Source organism: Nocardia nepalensis (assembly GCF_048910785.1).
Classification (GTDB): Bacteria; Actinomycetota; Actinomycetes; order Mycobacteriales; family Mycobacteriaceae; genus Nocardia; species Nocardia nepalensis.
In genome coordinates this window covers 1,216,190-1,234,495 of record NZ_JBKBET010000020.1, presented here as the reverse complement: position 1 = coordinate 1,234,495, position 18,306 = coordinate 1,216,190, and the positions used below count along the sequence as shown (strand labels likewise).

The following is an 18,306-nucleotide window of genomic DNA, read 5'->3' as shown; positions in this document are numbered from 1 at the left end:
CCAAGTCAAGCTGCGCGGCTTGCGGATCGAGCTCGGCGATATCGAAAACGCGCTGGCCACGCTCGATTCGATCGCGCAGGCGATTGTTGTGCTGTGGGAGGGGCAGCAGCTGGTGGCGTACGTCGTCGCGGCAGCCGGTGCGACGGTCGACACCGATGCTGTGAAATCCGCGCTGACCAGGCAACTGCCCGCGTATATGGTGCCGTCGGCATATGTGGTGCTCGACGCGTTTCCGCTCAATGCCTCCGGGAAGCTGGATCGCAAGGCATTGCCCGCGCCCGTCTTCGAGGTCGCGGTCTTCCGTGCGCCCGGCACGGCGATGCAGGAGATCGTCGCCCGGACCTTTGCCGAGGTCCTGGGGGTCGAGCGGGTCGGCCTGGACGATGACTTCTTCGCCCTCGGCGGAAATTCGCTGACCGCCACTCAGGTCGTGGCCAGGTTGGGTGCGGCGCTGGATACGCGGCTGCCGGTGCGGACGCTGTTCGAGGCGTCCACGGTCGCGGCGCTCGCGGATGAGCTGCGGCAAGGTCCGGGGGATTATGTCGCGTTGACCGCGCGGCCGCGCCCGCAGCGGATTCCGCTCTCGCCCGCTCAGCAGCGCATGTGGTTCCTCAACCGGTTTCTCACGGGTGACGAATCCGGGCCCGGGGATGCTGTGGACAACATTCCGGTTGCGCTGCGGCTCACCGGTGAGCTGGATGTCGAGGCTTTGGCCGTCGCCCTGGCGGATGTGGTCGCCCGGCACGAGAGCCTGCGCACCGTCTTTCCGGACGGACCGGACGGGCCGGAGCAGGTGATCATCCCTGCGGCGCAGGCTGTTCCGGCGCTGCGGTCGGAGCCGGTCACCGAAGCTCAACTAACAGAGCGTCTCAACGAATTCGCGGCGGCCACCTTCGATCTGACGTCGGAGCCGCCGCTATGGGCTCGGTTGTTCGCGATCACCGATGGTGAGGCGTACGAGCATGTGCTCGCGCTTGTGCTGCACCATATTTCGGCCGACGGCTTCTCACTCGGCCCGCTCGCGGGTGATCTGATGACTGCCTTTGCGGCTCGCCGCAACGGCATTGCGCCCGAATGGGCTGAGCTGCCCGTGCAGTACGCCGATTACACGCTGTGGCAGGCCGAGACACTGGGCGTCGATGACGATCCGGAGTCCCAGGCGCACCGTCAGCTCGCGTACTGGCGGCGCACGCTTGCCGGGCTGCCGGAGCAGCTGGAGTTGCCCACCGACCGTCCGCGCCCGGCCGTCTCGTCGTATCGCGGTGATACGCACCGGCTCCGCATCGATTCGGATCTGCACAGTGAACTGCGGGAGCTGGCGCGTAAGCGGGAGACCACGCTGTTCAGCACGATGCACGCGGCGCTCGCGGTGCTGCTGTCGCGCCTGTCCGTCGGCGAGGACATCGCGATCGGCACGCCGGTCGCCGGTCGCGGTGATGCGGCCCTGGATGGACTCGTCGGCATGTTCGTCAATACCCTCGTGCTGCGCACGCATATCGACATCAGGGCGCGGTTCGAGACGGTGCTGGACACCGTGCGCGCGCAGGATATCGAGGCGCTGTCGAATGCGGATGTGCCGTTCGAGCGGCTGGTCGAGGCCATCGCGCCCGCGCGGGCGCAGAACCGGCATCCATTGTTCCAGGTGGCGCTGACCTTCCAGAACTTCACGCTGCCCCGGCTCGAGCTCGCCGATCTCGTGGTGCGGCCGGTCGAATTCGCGGCGGCCGCCGCAAAATTCGACCTGCAGTTCACGGTGGTCGAATCCGATGACGCGGATGGCCGTGCCGATGGCATGGATATCGAGATCACTTACGCAACAGACCTTTTCGATGCGGGTACGATCGCGGTATTGGGTCGTCGGTTCACCCAGGTGCTGGCCGCCATTGCGGCCGATGCCACGGTGGTGGTCGGTGATATCCAACTGCTCAGCGCCGAGGAGCAGCATCGGGCGCTGCACGAATGGGCCACTCCCGCAGTGGCCTACGTTACCGAGACCACCACTTTGGCGGATCGGTTCGCGCTGGCCGCCGCGCTGGATCCGACGGCGATCGCGGTGCGCGCGGGCGGCCGATCACTGACCTATGCCGAACTCGACGCCTGGTCGAACCGTCTGGCCCGGCGGCTCATCGCCGCCGGAGTCGGTCCGGAAACACTTGTGGCGGTGGCGCTTGCGCGCTCGGTGGAACTGGTGGTCGCACTGCTCGCGGTGGTCAAGGCGGGCGGTGGATATCTGCCGATCGACCCGAACTACCCGGCGGATCGGATCGAATACGTACTCGATGACGCGCGACCGATCTGTGCGATCACCGGTGCGACGACCGAATTGACACCCGGTTGGTTCGGCGGGCCCGTCCTGGATATCGCCGCGAATCTGAATGCGATCGACCCAGCGCCGATCACCCAGGCCGAGCGACGTGCACCGCTGGATCCCGCGCACACGGCCTATGTCATCTACACCTCCGGATCCACCGGGCGGCCGAAGGGCGTGGTCATACCGCACCGCAATGTCCTGCGCTTGCTGGACAACACCCGGAGCCACTTCGATTTCGGTCCATCGGACGTCTGGACGATGTTCCACTCCTACGCCTTCGACTTCTCGGTCTGGGAGCTGTGGGGCGCGCTGCTGCACGGCGGCACGCTCGTGGTGGTCGACTTCTACACCTCGCGCTCGCCGCAGCAGTTCCTGGAACTGCTCGCCGCCGAGCGGGTGACGGTGCTGAACCAGACACCGTCGGCCTTCTATCAATTGATTGCCGCGCAAGCCGCCGCACCGCCTGTTGAACTCGCTTTGCGCCACGTGATTTTTGGTGGCGAGGCGCTGGAACCGCAGCGGCTCGCGGGCTGGTTCGCTCGGCATCCGCGCTCGCCGCGGCTGGTGAATATGTACGGCATCACCGAGACCACCGTGCACGTCTCCTACCGGCGGATCGAGGCGGGCACCGGTTCGGCGAGCGTAATCGGCGGCGCCATACCGGGATTGGTCGTGCGGGTGCTCGATGCCCGGCTGCGGCCGGTGCCGGTCGGGGTGCCCGGTGAAATCTATGTCTCCGGCGGCCAGTTGGCGCGCGGCTATCTCGGTCGGCCCGCACTCACCGCGAGTCGGTTCGTTGCCGATCCGTACGCCGGTGACGGCGCACTGGCTTATCGGTCCGGCGATCTCGCACGCTGGACGGCCGACGGTGAGTTGGAGTATCTGGGCCGGGCCGATCAGCAGGTCAACCTGCGTGGGTTCCGGATCGAGCTGGGTGAGATCGAGGCGGCGCTGCTGGATGCGGCCGATTCGGTGCGTGAGGTGGCGGTCGTCGTGCGGACCGATCTGGTCGATGAGCCGCGCATCGTCGCGTATGTGGTGGGTCTTGCCGCGATGGACCCCATGGAGCTGCGACAGCGGCTCGCACGCCGGTTGCCCGAGCACATGGTGCCTGCCGCGATCGTGATGGTGGATCGCATCCCATTGACCGTCAACGGGAAGCTGGACCGTGCCGCGCTGCCCGCGCCGGTGTTCGAGGCGATGACCTACCGCAAGCCGGGGACGGTCGCCGAGGAGATCGTCGCCGGGGTCTTCGCGGATGTTCTCGGCATGGCCGATGACGGTCTGGTCGGTGCGGATGACGACTTCTTCGCGCTCGGTGGCAGTTCCTTGCTGGCCGCCAAGGCCGCTGCCCGACTCGGCGCCGCGTTCGGCCGTACCGTCGGCGTCCGCGCGCTGTTCGAGTCGCCGCGGGTGGCCGATCTCGCCGCTACGGTCGCCGAGAACGATTCGGGTGCGATAAGGCCCGCGCTGGTGGCCGGTGCGCGTCCCGCACGGATTCCGCTGTCGCCCGCGCAGCAGCGGATGTGGTTCCTCAACCGGTTCGATCGGCATTCGATCGCCTACAACATTCCGGTGGCGCTGCGGCTCACCGGCGCGTTGGATATCGCGGCACTGCAGGCGGCGGTCGGCGATCTGGTCGGTCGACACGAATCGCTGCGGACGCGTTATCCGGAGGTCGACGGGGTGGCGACGCAGCTGATCGTGCCGGTCGCGGAGGCGGTTCCGTCGCTGTATCCGATCGACAGCACCGAAGCCGATCTGCCGGAACGGATTCGGGAGCTGACCGCGACGACATTCGACGTGACCGTCGACATTCCGGTGCGGATGCGGCTGTTGCGGATCGCGGGACGCGACGAGTTCGTCCTGGCCGCCGTGCTGCATCACATCGCCGCGGACGGGTCTTCGCTCGCACCGTTCGTCCGGGACCTGATGCTGGCCTACACCGCGCGCCTGAACGACAGCGCACCCGGCTGGACTCCGCCGGCCATGCAATACGCGGACTACGCGCTGTGGCAGCGGGAACTGCTAGGCAGCGAAGATGATCCAGAATCGCTGTCGTCGCAACAGATCGCGTACTGGACGCGGGCGCTGGCCGGGTTGCCGGATCAGTTGACCCTGCCGACCGATCACCCGCGGCCCGCGCGCCAGAGTCTGCGCGGCGCGAAGGTGCAGTTCGCGATCGATGCGCGATCGCATGCCGGACTCGTGGCGCTCGGACGGCGCAGCGGCGCGACGCTCTTCATGGTCGTACATGCGGCCTTTGCCGCGCTGCTGGCTCGGCTGTCCGGCAGTGCGGAGATCGCGGTCGGGACGCCGATCGCGGGGCGGGGCGATGCCGAACTCGACAATGTCATCGGCATGTTCGTCAACACCCTGGTGTTGCGGACCCGGGTCGAGTGCGCGGAAAGCTTCGATGAGCTGCTGGGCCGGGCCAGGGCAGCGGATATCGCGGCCTTCTCACATGCGGATGTGCCGTTCGAGCGCCTGGTGGAGGTGCTGAATCCGGAACGGTCGACGTCGCGGCATCCGCTGTTCCAGGTCGGGTATTCCTTCCAGAACCACGAGCGCGGTGCACTCCGGCTGCCCGGACTCGAGGTGCACGAGCTCGAATTCGACAGCGGTGTGGCGCAATTCGATCTGCATCTGTTCGCTGTCGATCACTACGACGCGGATGGCGCACCGCAGGGTATCGACCTGGCACTGGGGTATGCGACCGATCTGTTCGAGGCCGCGAGCGCACAGCGGTTCAGCGAGCAGCTGCTTCGGATTCTCGATGTGGTGCTCGCCGAGCCGGATACAGCCGTGGGCGAGCTGGACCTGCTCGGCGAGGTATCGCGGGCGCAGTTGCTCGAGGAGTGGAACCGGACGCTGCACCCGGTGGCGTCGGCGACGCTGGCGGATCTCATCGACACCCAGGCGGCATCGACGCCCGACGACATCGCTTTGATCGATGCGACGTCCGAGTCCGCGCTCACCTATGCGGAATTCGATGCGATGGTCAATCGGCTGGCGCGCAAGCTGATTGCCGACGGAGTGGGCCCGGAGGCGAGCGTCGTGCTCGCGATGCGGCGCTCGGTCGAGCTGGTGGTCGCCATGTATGCGGTGGTGCGGGCCGGTGGTGCCTATGTGCCGATCGACCCGGATCATCCGGTCGACCGGATCGCCCACATCGTCGAGACTGCCGCGCCCGTCTGTGTTCTGACGACATCACGCGACGGGCTGCCCATCGAAACATCCCTTCCCGTATTGGAAGTGGACCGGCTCGAGCTGTCGGAATACCCCGCGACGCCGATCACGGATGACGAGCGTATTGGACCATTGCGGCCCGAGCACCCGGCATACGTGATCTTCACGTCCGGGTCGACCGGGCTGCCCAAGGGCGTCACCATCGCGCACGCCGCGATCGTCAATCAACTGGCCTGGTTGCGTGACCGATTCGCGTCCGGGCCGGACGCACGCGCGTTGCTCAAGACTCCGGCGACCTTCGACCTGTCGGTATGGGAGTTCTGGTCGGTGCTGACCACGGGTGGTCGCCTCGTGGTGACCGCGCCGGGGACCGAACGCGATCCGGATCGGCTCCGCGCCCTGATCGAACGGCACGCGGTGACGGTGCTGCACGCCGTGCCGTCGCTGGTCGGCATGCTGCTCGCGGTCTCGGATGCGCCGCTGCCGGAGTCGCTGCGGCAGGTGCTCGCCATCGGTGAGGCGCTGCCGGCCGCCACCGCGATCGAATTCCGCCGTCGGGCCGAACAGACCGGTGCGCGACTGTTCAACCTGTACGGCCCGACGGAGGCCGCCGTATCGATCACTGCCTTCGAGGTCGTCGACGATCGGTCCCATGTCGTGCCGATCGGGACGCCGGCCTGGAACAGCCGGGTCTATGTGCTCGATGCGCGTTTGCGGCCGGTGCCGGTGGGTGTGCCCGGCGAGTTGTACTTGGCTGGTGCGCAATTGGCGCGCGGCTACCAGCGCAGGCCCGGCCTGACCGCTGACCGGTTCGTCGCGGATCCCTTCGCTGTCGGCAGGATGTACCGGACCGGCGATATCGTCCGCTGGCGTCCGGAGGGGACGCTGGAATACCTCGAGCGCGCGGACTTCCAGGTCAAGATCGGCGGCTTCCGGATCGAGCTCGGCGAGGTGGAGACCGCGCTGCTGCGGCTGCCCGAGGTGCGAGCCGCGGTGGCGGTGGCGCGCGCGGATGACAATGCCGGATCTCGGCTCATCGCCTATGTCTCGGTGCCGGAGCCATGCGCCGAGCTCGCCGGTGCTCTGCGTACGGCGGTGGCCGCGGAGCTGCCCACCTATATGGTGCCGGCCGCGGTTGTCGTGTTGGAGTCGTTGCCGCTCAATGCCAATGGCAAGGTCGATCGCGCCGCGCTGCCCGATCCGGTATTCACCGCGGCGGACTTCCGGGCGCCATCCAGCGAACTCGAACGGTTGGTCGCCGCAACCTTTGTGGAGGTAATCGGTTCGGCGGCGCGTCGGAGCAAGGTCGGGGTGGATACCGATTTCTTCGCGCTCGGCGGAAATTCACTGTTGGCGACCAGGTTGTCGGCTCAGTTGGCTTCGGCGCTGGGAGTGCGGATACCGGTTGCCGCGGTATTCGAAGCGCCGACCGTTGGGCTGCTCGCCGCGCATCTGGCCGACTTCGACGATGCCAGACCCGCGCTCACCCGCCGGTCCGGCACCGCGCCCGCACCGCTTTCGCTGGCACAGCAGCGCATGTGGGTGGTCAACCGACTGGCGCCGGACTCCTCGGCCTACAACATCCCGGCGGCGCTGCGTCTGCGCGGCGCATTGGATATCGCGGCGCTGCACTCGGCCATCCTGGACGTGATCGAACGCCACGAGACCCTGCGCACCCGGTATCCGGATGCCGAGCCCGGTCCGGTCCAACAGGTGCTGCCTGTTGCCGATATGGCGGTCCAACTCGAGCCGATCCCGGTGTCGCGGGACGAGATCGACATGCGAATCGACGAATTCGTTGCCGCCGGTTTCGATATCACCGCCGCTGCGCCGGTGCGTGCGGCGCTGTTCCGCACCGATATCGAAGAGCACCTGCTGGTCGTGGTGCTGCATCACATCAGCGCCGACGGCTATTCGGTCGCCCCGATGACGCGGGATCTCATGCGCGCCTACCTCGCCCGGGCGGCGGGCCACACGCCCGACTGGGCTCCACTGCCGATCCACTACGCCGACTACAGCGAGTGGCAGCGCGCGGTACTCGGCTCCGATCGTGATCCGAGCAGCCTGCTGTCCCGGCAACTGGAGCACTGGACAAAGGAATTGGCGGGACTGCCCGAGGTACTGCCGCTGCCGACGGATCGGCCGCGCCCGGCCCGCAGGGATATGCGCGGCGCCACAGTCGATTTCGAGGTCGACGCGCACCTCGCCGGACGTTTGGACGCCATCGCCCGCGAACACGGAACCACGCTGTTCACGCTGATCCACAGCGCATTCGCGGTCCTGCTCAGCAAGCTGTCGGGCAGCACCGATATCGCCATCGGCGCACCGGTCGCGGGCCGCGGCGAACGCGAACTCGACGATCTGATCGGCATGTTCGTCAATACCGTCGTGCTGCGCACCGACGTCGACGCGCGCACCGGTTTCGCGGATCTGCTGCGGCAGGCCAGGGATCGCGATATCGCGGCGCTCTCGCACGCCGATGTGCCGTTCGAGCAGGTGGTCGATGCCATCGGCCGGACCAGATCCAGCGCCCATACCCCGCTGTTCCAGGTGATGTTCACCTTCCAGAACATGCCGTCCGGCAAGGTCGCGCTGCCGGGGCTCGAGGTCGAAGTGCTCGATCTCGCGCTCGCCGAGGCGAAGTACGACCTGCAGCTGACCGGTATCGAGTTGTTCGACGCGGCGGGGGATCTGGCCGGATTGGATATGCGGTTCGGATACGCGACCGACATCTTCGATGCCGCCACGGTCCGGCTGTTCGCCGAGCGACTGGTGCGCGTATTCGAGGTCGTCGCGCAAGACCCGTCGATCGCGATTCGCGCCATCGACATTCGCAGCGCCGCCGAACGCGGCCGAGTCGAACAGTCGTCGCGTGTCGATGAGCAGCACAGTGCGCCGACGCTCGCGGACTTGCCCGCGCTCATCGCGGTCGCGGCCGATATCGCATCCGGTGCCGTCGCTTTCACCCACGACGCGCACACGGTGACCTACGGCGAGCTGGCCGCCAAGCTCGCGACGGTCGCCAAGGCCATGGGTGCGACCGCGAAACCGGAAGCGCTCATCAATGTCGCTCTGGCCGGGCTGGTGCCCGGCCTCCTGGCCGCCCTCGGCGGTAGTGGTCTGGCCGCGGTGCTGCGGACCCTGCGCACCGAGGCTCGGGCCGTGATCTCCAACTCGGGGTTGGAAGTCGATTCGGAAGGAATTAGCTGATGTCCCACGCAGATTCGGTCGCATCCAGCGGACTCGGCAACCGTATTGCCGCGCCTGATCATTCGGCGCTGCGCCGGGCGTACGGCATCGACGACTTACCCGGCCTGATCGATAAGGTCGCCGAACTGGACCCGGACCGGGTCGCCCTGCGACACGACAGCACCACCGTCACCTATGGCGCGCTTGCCACCGAGATCATGGTGCTGGACGAGGCCATGGCCGGCGGTCTCGGCGCCGACGCGCTGGTATCGGTCGTGGTCTCCGGTCAGCTGCCCGCACTGCTGGAATCGGGTGACGGCGCGCTCGGCACGGTGCTCGAGGGGCTGCTCGACGATGCGCTGACGGCGGCGGCGCATGTGCTGCCGACAACCTTCGCGCCGGTCGAGACGCTGGTCAGCGAATTCGAGGAGCAGGTGCGGCGGACACCGGACGCGGTGGCGCTGGAATTCGCGGGCGCGACGCTGACGTATGCGGAGTTCGACGGCCGGGTGAACGCCCTCGCGCGGCACCTGGTCGAGTTGGGTGTCGGCCCGGACGCATTGGTGGGACTCGCCGTTCGTCGTTCGTTCGACCTGCTGGTCGGCATGTACGCGATTCTGAAGGCGGGCGGCGCGTATGTGCCGATCGATCCCGAGCATCCGGCCGAACGCATCGGTTACGTCCTCGAGGTCGCCGCACCGGTCCTGGTGCTCACCACGACCCAGGATCAGCCGGCGCTCGGGCCGGATGTCCCGGTACTGCGGATCGATGAATTCGATGGCGCGGCATCTGACGAAGAGGCGGCCGACCGTTTGCCGCTGGCGGCGGACAATGCGGCCTACGTCATCTTCACCTCCGGTTCGACGGGCCGCCCGAAAGGTGTCGCGGTATCGCACCGTTCGATCCTCGCGAATCTGCGGTGGCGTCAGCGGCTGTATCGACTACGCGGCGACGATGTGGTGCTACAGAAGACGCCGTTCACCTTCGACGTCTCGGTGTGGGAGTTCTTCTGGCCGTTGCAGGTCGGCGCGCGGCTGGTGATCGCGGCGCCGGACGGTCATCGTGATCCGGCCTACCTGGCCCGCACGATCGCCGAACGAGGCGTCACCGTGGCGCACTTCGTGCCCTCGATGCTGGCGGTATTCGTGGCCGAACCGCAGATCGAAACCGCGGCGCGGACGCTGCGCCTGGTCTTCGCCTCCGGTGAGGCGCTGCCCGCCGCCACCGCGGCCGCCTTCCGCGAGATCAGCGGCGCGACACTGCACAATCTGTACGGTCCCACCGAGGCCGCCGTCGACGTCACCGCACATGAGGTCACCGCCGCCGATAGCACCACCGTGCCGATCGGTGCGCCCGCCGATGACACCGAATTGCTGGTGCTGGACGACAATCTGCGGCCGGTGGCCAGCGGCGTGGTCGGTGAGCTGTACCTGGCCGGTGTGCAGCTGGCCCGCGGCTATGTGGCGCGTCCGGGACTGACGGCCGATCGCTTCGTGGCCAACCCTGAAGGCGCGCCGGGTGAGCGGATGTATCGCACCGGCGACCTCGTTCGGTGGGTCACCGATGGCGGCGGCGGCCCGGACGAACTGGAATATCTGGGCCGCATCGACTTCCAGGTGAAGCTGCGTGGGCTGCGGATCGAGCTCGGCGAGGTCGAGGCGGCGCTTTTGCGCAATGAACAGGTCGCGCAGGCCGCGGTGCTGCTGCACCGGCACGCGGGCGGCGACCATCTGGTGGGTTATGTGGTGGCGAACCGTGGGGTCACGGTCGATCCGGCCGCGGTGCTGGAGTCGACTCGGCGGGACCTGCCGGACTACATGGTGCCGCCGCTGGTGATGGTGCTCGACGAGATGCCGATCAATGCGAACGGCAAACTCGATCGCCGCGCGCTGCCGGAACCGGTATTCGGTTCCGGTGCAGCCGAATACCGTGCCCCGGCGACGGCCGATGAGATCGCGGTCGCGGAGATATTCGCTGAACTGCTCGGTGCGGAGCGGGTCGGCGCGGATGACGATTTCTTCGCACTCGGCGGCAATTCCCTCATTGCCACCCGGGCCATCGCTCGGATCGGCACCGCACTCGGCATCACCATTGATGTCCGGGATTTCTTCGACCGCCCGACGGTAGCGGCGTTGGCGGGGCTGTCGCGCGTCGGAATCGCGCAGCCCGCCCTCACGGCGGTTATACGGCCGCGACACATTCCGCTGTCCCCGGCACAGCGGCGCATGTGGTTTCTCAACCGGCTCGGCACGCACATCGAATCGGCCTACGTCTTCGATACCGCCGCGGTGGACAACATCCCGGTCGCGCTGCGCCTGCGCGGCGCACTCGAGGTCACCGCGCTATCCGCGGCGATCACCGATCTCGTTGCCAGACACGAGATCCTGCGCACCGTCTACCCGCAGACCGAAGACGGTCCGGTCCAGGTGGTGCGCTCGGTGCACGCCGTCTTCGACCTGTCGCCGGCCGATGTTCCCGAAGCCGAGCTGTCGGGGGCCGTATTGGCCACCGCGGTACAGGGATTCGATATCGCGGAGGAGATCCCGGTCCGGGTTCGACTGCTGCGCAGCGGACCCGAGGACCACACGCTGGTGCTCGTGGTGCATCACATTGCCGCGGACGGTGTCTCGATGGGTCCGCTGATGCGCGATCTCGTCACCGCCTATGCGGCCCGGCGAGCTGGCCGCAAGCCTGGGTGGGCCGCATTGGCGGTGCAGTACGCCGACTACGCGCTGTGGCAGCAGCGGGTGCTCGGCGACGAGGCCGATCCGGAATCGACGGCGGCGCGCCAGCTCGGGTTCTGGGCCACCGAATTGGCCGAGCTGCCCGCACAGCTGGATCTGCCCGCCGATCGACCGCGCCCCGCGGTCGCGTCCTATCGCGGGGCCACCCACGAGTTCGCCATCGATGCGGAGCTACGTCGGGCGATCGACCGGATCGCCGCCCGCAGCCGAGCGACGCCGTTCATGGTCGTGCACGCCGCGCTCGCCGTCCTGTTGGCGCGGTTGTCCGGCACATCCGATATCGCCATCGGCACGCCGGTCGCGGGGCGCGGCGACCGCGCCTTGGACGATCTGGTCGGCATGTTCGTCAATACCCTCGTTTTGCGTACCGAGGTGCGGGGCGAGAGGAGTTTCGCGGATCTCGTCGCCCAGGCGCGCGAGCGCGATCTGAATGCCTTCGCGCACAGCGATATTCCTTTCGAGCGCCTGGTCGAGGTGGTCAACCCGGCCCGCTCCCAGGGACGGCATCCGCTGTTCCAGGTCGCGCTGTTCATGCAGAACATCGGGCCGATCGCGCTGACAATGCCCGGTCTGGACGCGGAGCTGGTCGATTTCGATCCCGGCTTCGCGAAATTCGATCTCCAGCTGACGCTCTCGGATGGCGGCGCGGACGAATCCGGATACCGTGCCGAATTCACCTATGCCACCGATCTGTTCGATGCCGCGACCGTGCGCGAGTTCGGTGTGAAATTTCTCCGACTGCTGCGTGCGGCCGTCGCCGATCCGGATATCGCGGTCGGCGATATCGAACTCCTCGACGCGGGCGAACTCGATTACGTCACCGCCAGCTGGAATGCCAGCGGGCACAAGGTGGCCGATCGCTTTCTGCACGAAGGCTTCGACAACCAGGTGCGCCGGACCCCGAACGCCGTGGCCCTGGTCTCGGATACGACCGAACTCACTTACACCGAGCTCTCCGAGCGCGCCAACCGGCTGGCGCGCCTGCTCATCGCCGGCGGCGTCGGCCCGGAATCACTGGTGGTGCTGGCGATGCCGCGCTCGATCGAGTTGGTCGTCGCGATGTACGCGGTGCTGCGTGCCGGTGGTGCGTACGTCCCGGTAGATCCGGACCACCCGGCCGAGCGCATCTGGCACATCCTCGACACCGCCCGGCCGCATTCCGTACTCACCACGCGGGGGACCGGTTTCACCCTGCCCGCGACCGTGCCGCCGAGCGTGCACCTGCACCACGTCGACGAGCTCGACCTGTCGGAGTACTCGGCCGCGAAGATCGGCGACGGCGAGCGCCGCGCGATCCTGCGACCCGAGCATCCCGCCTACGTGATCTTCACTTCCGGTTCGACGGGCAAACCCAAGGGCGTGTCGGTCGAGCACCGGGCCATCGCCAACCAGCTGGCCTGGATGTACGACGAATACCGGCCCCGCAGTGGCGATGTGTACCTGCAGAAGACCGCGACCACCTTCGACGTATCGCTGTGGGGCTATTTCCTGCCGCTGCGCGCGGGCGCGACCCTGCTGCTCGCCGCGCCGGACGGCCACCGCGATCCGCGCTATATCGCGGAAACCATTGCCCGCCACGGCGTCACACTGACCGACTTCGTGCCATCGATGCTCGCGGTGTTCGCGGCCCATGCCGAGGCGGGGGAACTCGATTCGCTGCGCGATGTTTTCGTCATCGGTGAGGCATTGCCGCCGGAGACCGTCGCGGCGTTCCACGCCGTGAGCGATGCCGCGTTGCACAACCTGTACGGCCCGACCGAGGCGGCGGTATCCATTACCTACCGCGAGGTCACCGCTGCCGACGAGCTGGTGCCGATCGGCGAGCCCGAGTGGAATTCCCAGGTGTATGTGCTGGATTCGCGGCTGCATCCGGTGCCGATCGGCGTACCGGGCGAACTGTATCTGGCCGGTGACCAGCTGGCCCGCGGCTATCACGGCCGGGTGGATCTGACCGCCGAGCGCTTCGTGGCCAACCCATTCGGTCGACCCGGTGCGCGGATGTACCGCACCGGGGATCTGGTGCGCTGGAGCGTCGATGGCGAACTCGGGTACCTCGGCCGGGTCGACTTCCAGGTGAAGTTCCGTGGCCAGCGCATCGAACTCGCCGAGATCGAGGCGGCATTGCTGGCCGCGGCGGAGGTGGGTCAGGCCGCGGTCCGGCTGATCACTGGGGACACCGGTGACTATCTGGCGGGCTATGTGATTCGTACGCCGGGCAGCGCATTGGACCTGGATGCGGTCAAAGTGGGTCTGGCGCGGCGTCTTCCTGGATATATGGTGCCGACCGCGCTGGTGGAGCTGTCCGAGTTCCCACTCAACACCAGCGGCAAGTTGGATCGCAGCGCGCTGCCGCTTCCGGTGTTGCAGCCCAAGAGTTTCCGAGCGCCGACCAATGCGGCGCAACGTCTGGTCGCCGCGATATTCGCCGAGGTGCTGCGCCTCGAACGGGTCGGCCTCGATGACGACTTCTTCGCACTCGGCGGCAGCTCGCTCGACGCCACCCAGGTGAGCGCGCGGGCCGGGGAGGCCATCGGTGCGCGAATCCCGGTGCGCGCCCTATTCGACGCGTCTTCGGTCGAGGGGTTCGCCGCCGCCGTCGACGAACTCAGCCGCGCCGGTGCACCCGCGCGGCCGCTGGTGCGTCAGGAGCGTCCGCAGCGCATACCGCTCTCGCCCGCCCAGCAGCGGCTGTGGTTCCTCAATCGGATCGAAACCCAGGACGGCGGCGCGAGCGTTTACAACCTCCCGGTCGTGCTCCGGCTCACCGGCCGGCTCGATGTCACCGCGCTGCAGCGCGCGGTGCTGGATGTGCTGTCCAGGCACGAATCGCTGCGCACCTGCTATCCCGACAGCGAATCCGGGCCGTATCAGTCCATCCTTGCGTCGAGCGAGATCGGGCTGACCCTCGATCCGGTTCCCGTCGAGCGTGCTGATCTGAATGCCGCGATTGCCACGATCACGAGCGCCGGATTCGATGTGACCGCCGAACTGCCCGTGCGGGTGGCACTTTTGAGCGTCGACCGCGTCGACGACCGGCGCGGGATCTCCGGTGACGAGTACGTGCTGGTCTTCGTCGTGCACCACATCGCGGCCGACGCACTGTCGATGCCGCCGCTGATCACCGATCTGGTCCGCGCCTACCTCGCCAGATTGACCAGCCGGACACCGGATTGGCAGGAACTGCCGGTGCAGTACGCCGATTACAGTCTCTGGCATCGGGCGCTGCTCGGCGCCGAGGACCGGCCCGGCGATCCGGCGCACCAGCAGCTGCGATTCTGGCGCGAAACCCTCGACGGCGTGCCAGCCCAACTCGCGCTGCCGACCGACCGGGCACGTCCCGCGCTGCCGTCGAATCGCGGCGCCGCGGTGGATTTCGAGGTGGAGCCGGAGATCGCGGCCGCCCTGCGCGCACTCGCACAGCGCAGTGGCGCGACGCTGTTCATGGTGGTGCATGCGGCCTTCGCGGCGACGCTCGCCCGCATGAGCGGTACCGACGACGTGGTGGTCGGCTCGCCCGTCGGCGGGCGCGGCGAACGTGAACTCGACGCGCTCATCGGCATGTTCGTCAACACCCTGGTACTGCGGACCAGAGTCAGCGCATCGGCGACCTTCGCCGAACTCCTCGCGGGCGTGCGGGATACCGATCTGGCGGCATTCGCCAATGCGGATCTGCCGTTCGAGCGCCTGGTCGATGCCCTGGCTGTCGACCGCAGTACCGGCGCGCATCCGCTTTTCCAGGTCATGTTCAGCTTCGGTGCACCACCGCGCGTGGTCGCGGGCAGCCGCGCACTCCAGGTGCCCTGGCTGACCGTGGAACCGGTCGAATTGCCCGATACCGGTGCGAAATTCGATCTGCACCTGGTGGTCAACGAGCGCGCCGAGGATGACGGGCTCACCAGCAGCCTGCGCTATGCCATGGACCTGTTCGATGCGTCGACCGTCGCCGCCTTCGTCACGCGCTTTCGGCGGGTGCTGGCCACCGTGGCGGGAGCGCCGCGGACCCGGATCGGCGAGATCGAGCTGCTGGATGCCGACGAGCGGTCGCTGTTCGCTCGGTGGAACGACACGACGCATGCGCTCGACGAAACCCAGACGCTCGCTTCGTTATTCGCCGCTCAGGTAGCGCGGACACCGGACGCACCCGCGCTGACCTTCGACGGCACAACTCTGGCCCAGCCGTCACCCGACCACAACCCCTCAACGAGTCGCTACGCGACGCTGGCCCACCCGTCACCCGACCACCACCCCCCAACGAGTCGCTACGCGACGCTGACTTATGGCGAATTCGCCGGACGGGTGTACCGGCTGGCGCGCTGGCTCATCGAGCAGGGCGTCGGACCGGATTCCCTGGTCGCACTGGGGATGCGCCGGTCCATCGATCTGGTCGTCGGCATGTACGCGATCACCGTGGCGGGTGGCGGGTACGTGCCGCTCGATCCGGACCATCCGGCCGAGCGCACCGGTCACATTCTCGATACCGCGAGGCCGCTCTGCGTGCTGACCTCCGGTGGCCGTCTGAATATCGCCGCCCCGCAGGTTCGCATCGATCGGCTCGACCTGTCCCGCTACTCGGCCGCCCCCATCACCGATGCCGACCGGCGTGCGCCGCTGCGGGCCGCCAATACCGCCTACGTCATCTTCACCTCCGGTTCCACCGGTCGGCCCAAGGGCGTGGCCATGAGTCACGGCGCGATCGTGAACCGGCTGCTGTGGATGCAATCGGCACATGTCGCGCTGGACGGCACCGATGCGCTGCTGCAGAAGACGCCGGTGACCTTCGATGTCTCGGTGCCGGAGTTCTTCTGGCCCTTGCAGGTCGGGGCCCGGCTGGTGCTGGCTCGCCCCGACGGTCACCACGATCCCGGGTATCTCGCTGATCTGATGCGACGCGAGTCGATTACGGTCGCGCATTTCGTACCGTCCATGCTCGCGATCTTCGTCGCGGATGAAATCGATGTGCCCGCACTGCGGCACGTGTTCTGCTCGGGTGAGGCGCTGCCCGCGGCGACCGCGCAGCGGGCACGCGCGCTGACCGGTGCGCGGGTGCACAACATGTACGGCCCCACCGAGACGGCGGTCGAGGTCAGTGCCCATGAGGTCACCGATGGCGACGGCGGCACACTGCCACTGGGCGGGCCGAACTGGAATACCCGCGCCTACGTGCTCGACGCCTCGCTGCGCCAGGTCCCGGTGGGCGTTCCCGGTGAGCTGTATCTATCCGGTGCGCAATTGGCCCGCGGCTATCTCGGCAGGGCCGATCTGACCGGTGAACGGTTCGTGGCCGATCCGTTCGGCCCGGCCGGCGCCCGCATGTACCGCAGCGGCGATCTGGTCGTCTGGCGCGAGCCGGGAGTGCTGGAGTTCGTCGGCCGCACCGACTTCCAGGTGAAGATCCGCGGCCTGCGCATCGAACTCGGTGAGATCGAATCCGCATTGCTGGCGGTTGCCGGGATCGCGCAGGCGGTCGTCCTGGTCCGCGACGATCACGGCACCGGCGATCAACTGGTCGCCTACCTGGTGACGGACGGCGAACTCGATACCGACGTCGTACGAGCCGAACTGGCGCGGCGGCTGCCCGCGTACATGGTCCCGTCGGCCTTTGTCCTGCTCGACGATTTCCCGGTCACCGTCTCCGGAAAACTGGACCGAAAGGCGCTGCCCGCACCGGCTTTCGCCGCCGCCGAATTCCGGGCGCCGAGCGGTCCCGCGCAAACGCTTGTCGCCGAGACCTTCACCGCGCTGCTCGGTGCGCGGACCGTCGGCGCGGATGACGATTTCTTCGCCCTCGGCGGCAATTCGCTGATCGCCACCCAGCTCGCCGCCCGCCTCACCAAGGCGACCGGGACGGATGTTCCGGTGCGCACCATTTTCGACGCCCCGACGGTGCGCGAGCTGGCCCGCCGGATCACCGTGGGTCCGGCCGACGTCGAAACCGCGCCACCGGCCTTGCCGCCGTTGACGGCTCAGGATCGCCACGAGCCCATTCCGCTGTCGATCGCCCAACAGCGCATGTGGTTCCTGAACCGATTCGATACGGCGAGCGGCGGATACAACATTCCGTTCGCGCTGCGCCTCACCGGCGTGCTGAATGTGCCCGCGCTGGAACGGGCCATTGCCGATGTCATCGCCAAGCACGAGACGCTGCGCACCATCTATCCCGAACACGACGGCGCCGCGACGCAGCTGGTGCTGCCCGCAGGAACCAGATTGGTCGAGCTCGTCACCCGTTCGGTGTCGGCGGCCGAACTCCCCGAACTCATCGCGTCCGCGGCCCAGACCGGATTCGATGTCACGGCCGAGGTTCCGCTGCGGGTGCGGCTGCTACGCATCGACGACGGCGAATCCGCAGCGCCGCGCGGCCGCCTGCAGGTGCACGTGCTGCTGTTCGTCGTGCACCACATCGCCGCCGACGGCTGGTCCTTCGCACCGCTGACCCGCGATCTGGCCACCGCCTACGTGGCGCGATGTGCCGATGTCGCCCCCTCCTGGGGACCGCTCGACGTGCAGTACGCGGATTTCGCGATCTGGCAACGCGACGCACTCGGCCGCGCCGACGACAAGGGGTCGCTGCTGGCCCATCAACTGAAGTACTGGACCAACCGGCTCGCGGGCGTCCCCGAGGTGCTGCCGCTGCCCGCGGACCGGGCACGGCCCGCTGTCGCCACCAACCGTGGCGGCGCTATCACCGGCCGTCTGCATCGCGACCTGCATCAGGGCATCCAGGAGTTGGCGGCCACGCATCGGGTCACCCCGTTCATGGTGCTGCACACCGCGCTCGCCGTGCTGCTGAGCCGCCTGAGCGCGAGCAATGACATCGTGGTCGGCACGCCGGTCGCCGGTCGCGGCGACGAAGCCCTGGACGACCTGGTCGGC

General features: G+C 67.8%; 2 protein-coding genes (both only partly in view). Both read left to right on the top strand.

The window, feature by feature from the left end; all coding sequences use genetic code 11:
- A protein-coding gene (locus ACHQ4I_RS16640; RefSeq protein WP_420772606.1) for a non-ribosomal peptide synthase/polyketide synthase crosses the window boundary here: on the top strand, window positions 1-8,710 show its end. 9,035 nt of this gene lie to the left of the window's left edge; 8,710 of the gene's 17,745 nt are visible here — the last part of the coding sequence; the start codon falls outside the window, past its left edge; it ends in the stop codon at window positions 8,708-8,710.
- Window positions 8,710-18,306 carry the start of a non-ribosomal peptide synthase/polyketide synthase gene (locus tag ACHQ4I_RS16635; RefSeq protein ID WP_420772605.1) on the top strand. The gene runs 15,837 nt beyond the window's last position, so only the first 9,597 of its 25,434 coding nucleotides appear in the window; it begins with the start codon at window positions 8,710-8,712; the stop codon falls past the right edge of the window. The genes ACHQ4I_RS16640 and ACHQ4I_RS16635 overlap by 1 nt, the downstream gene beginning before the upstream one ends.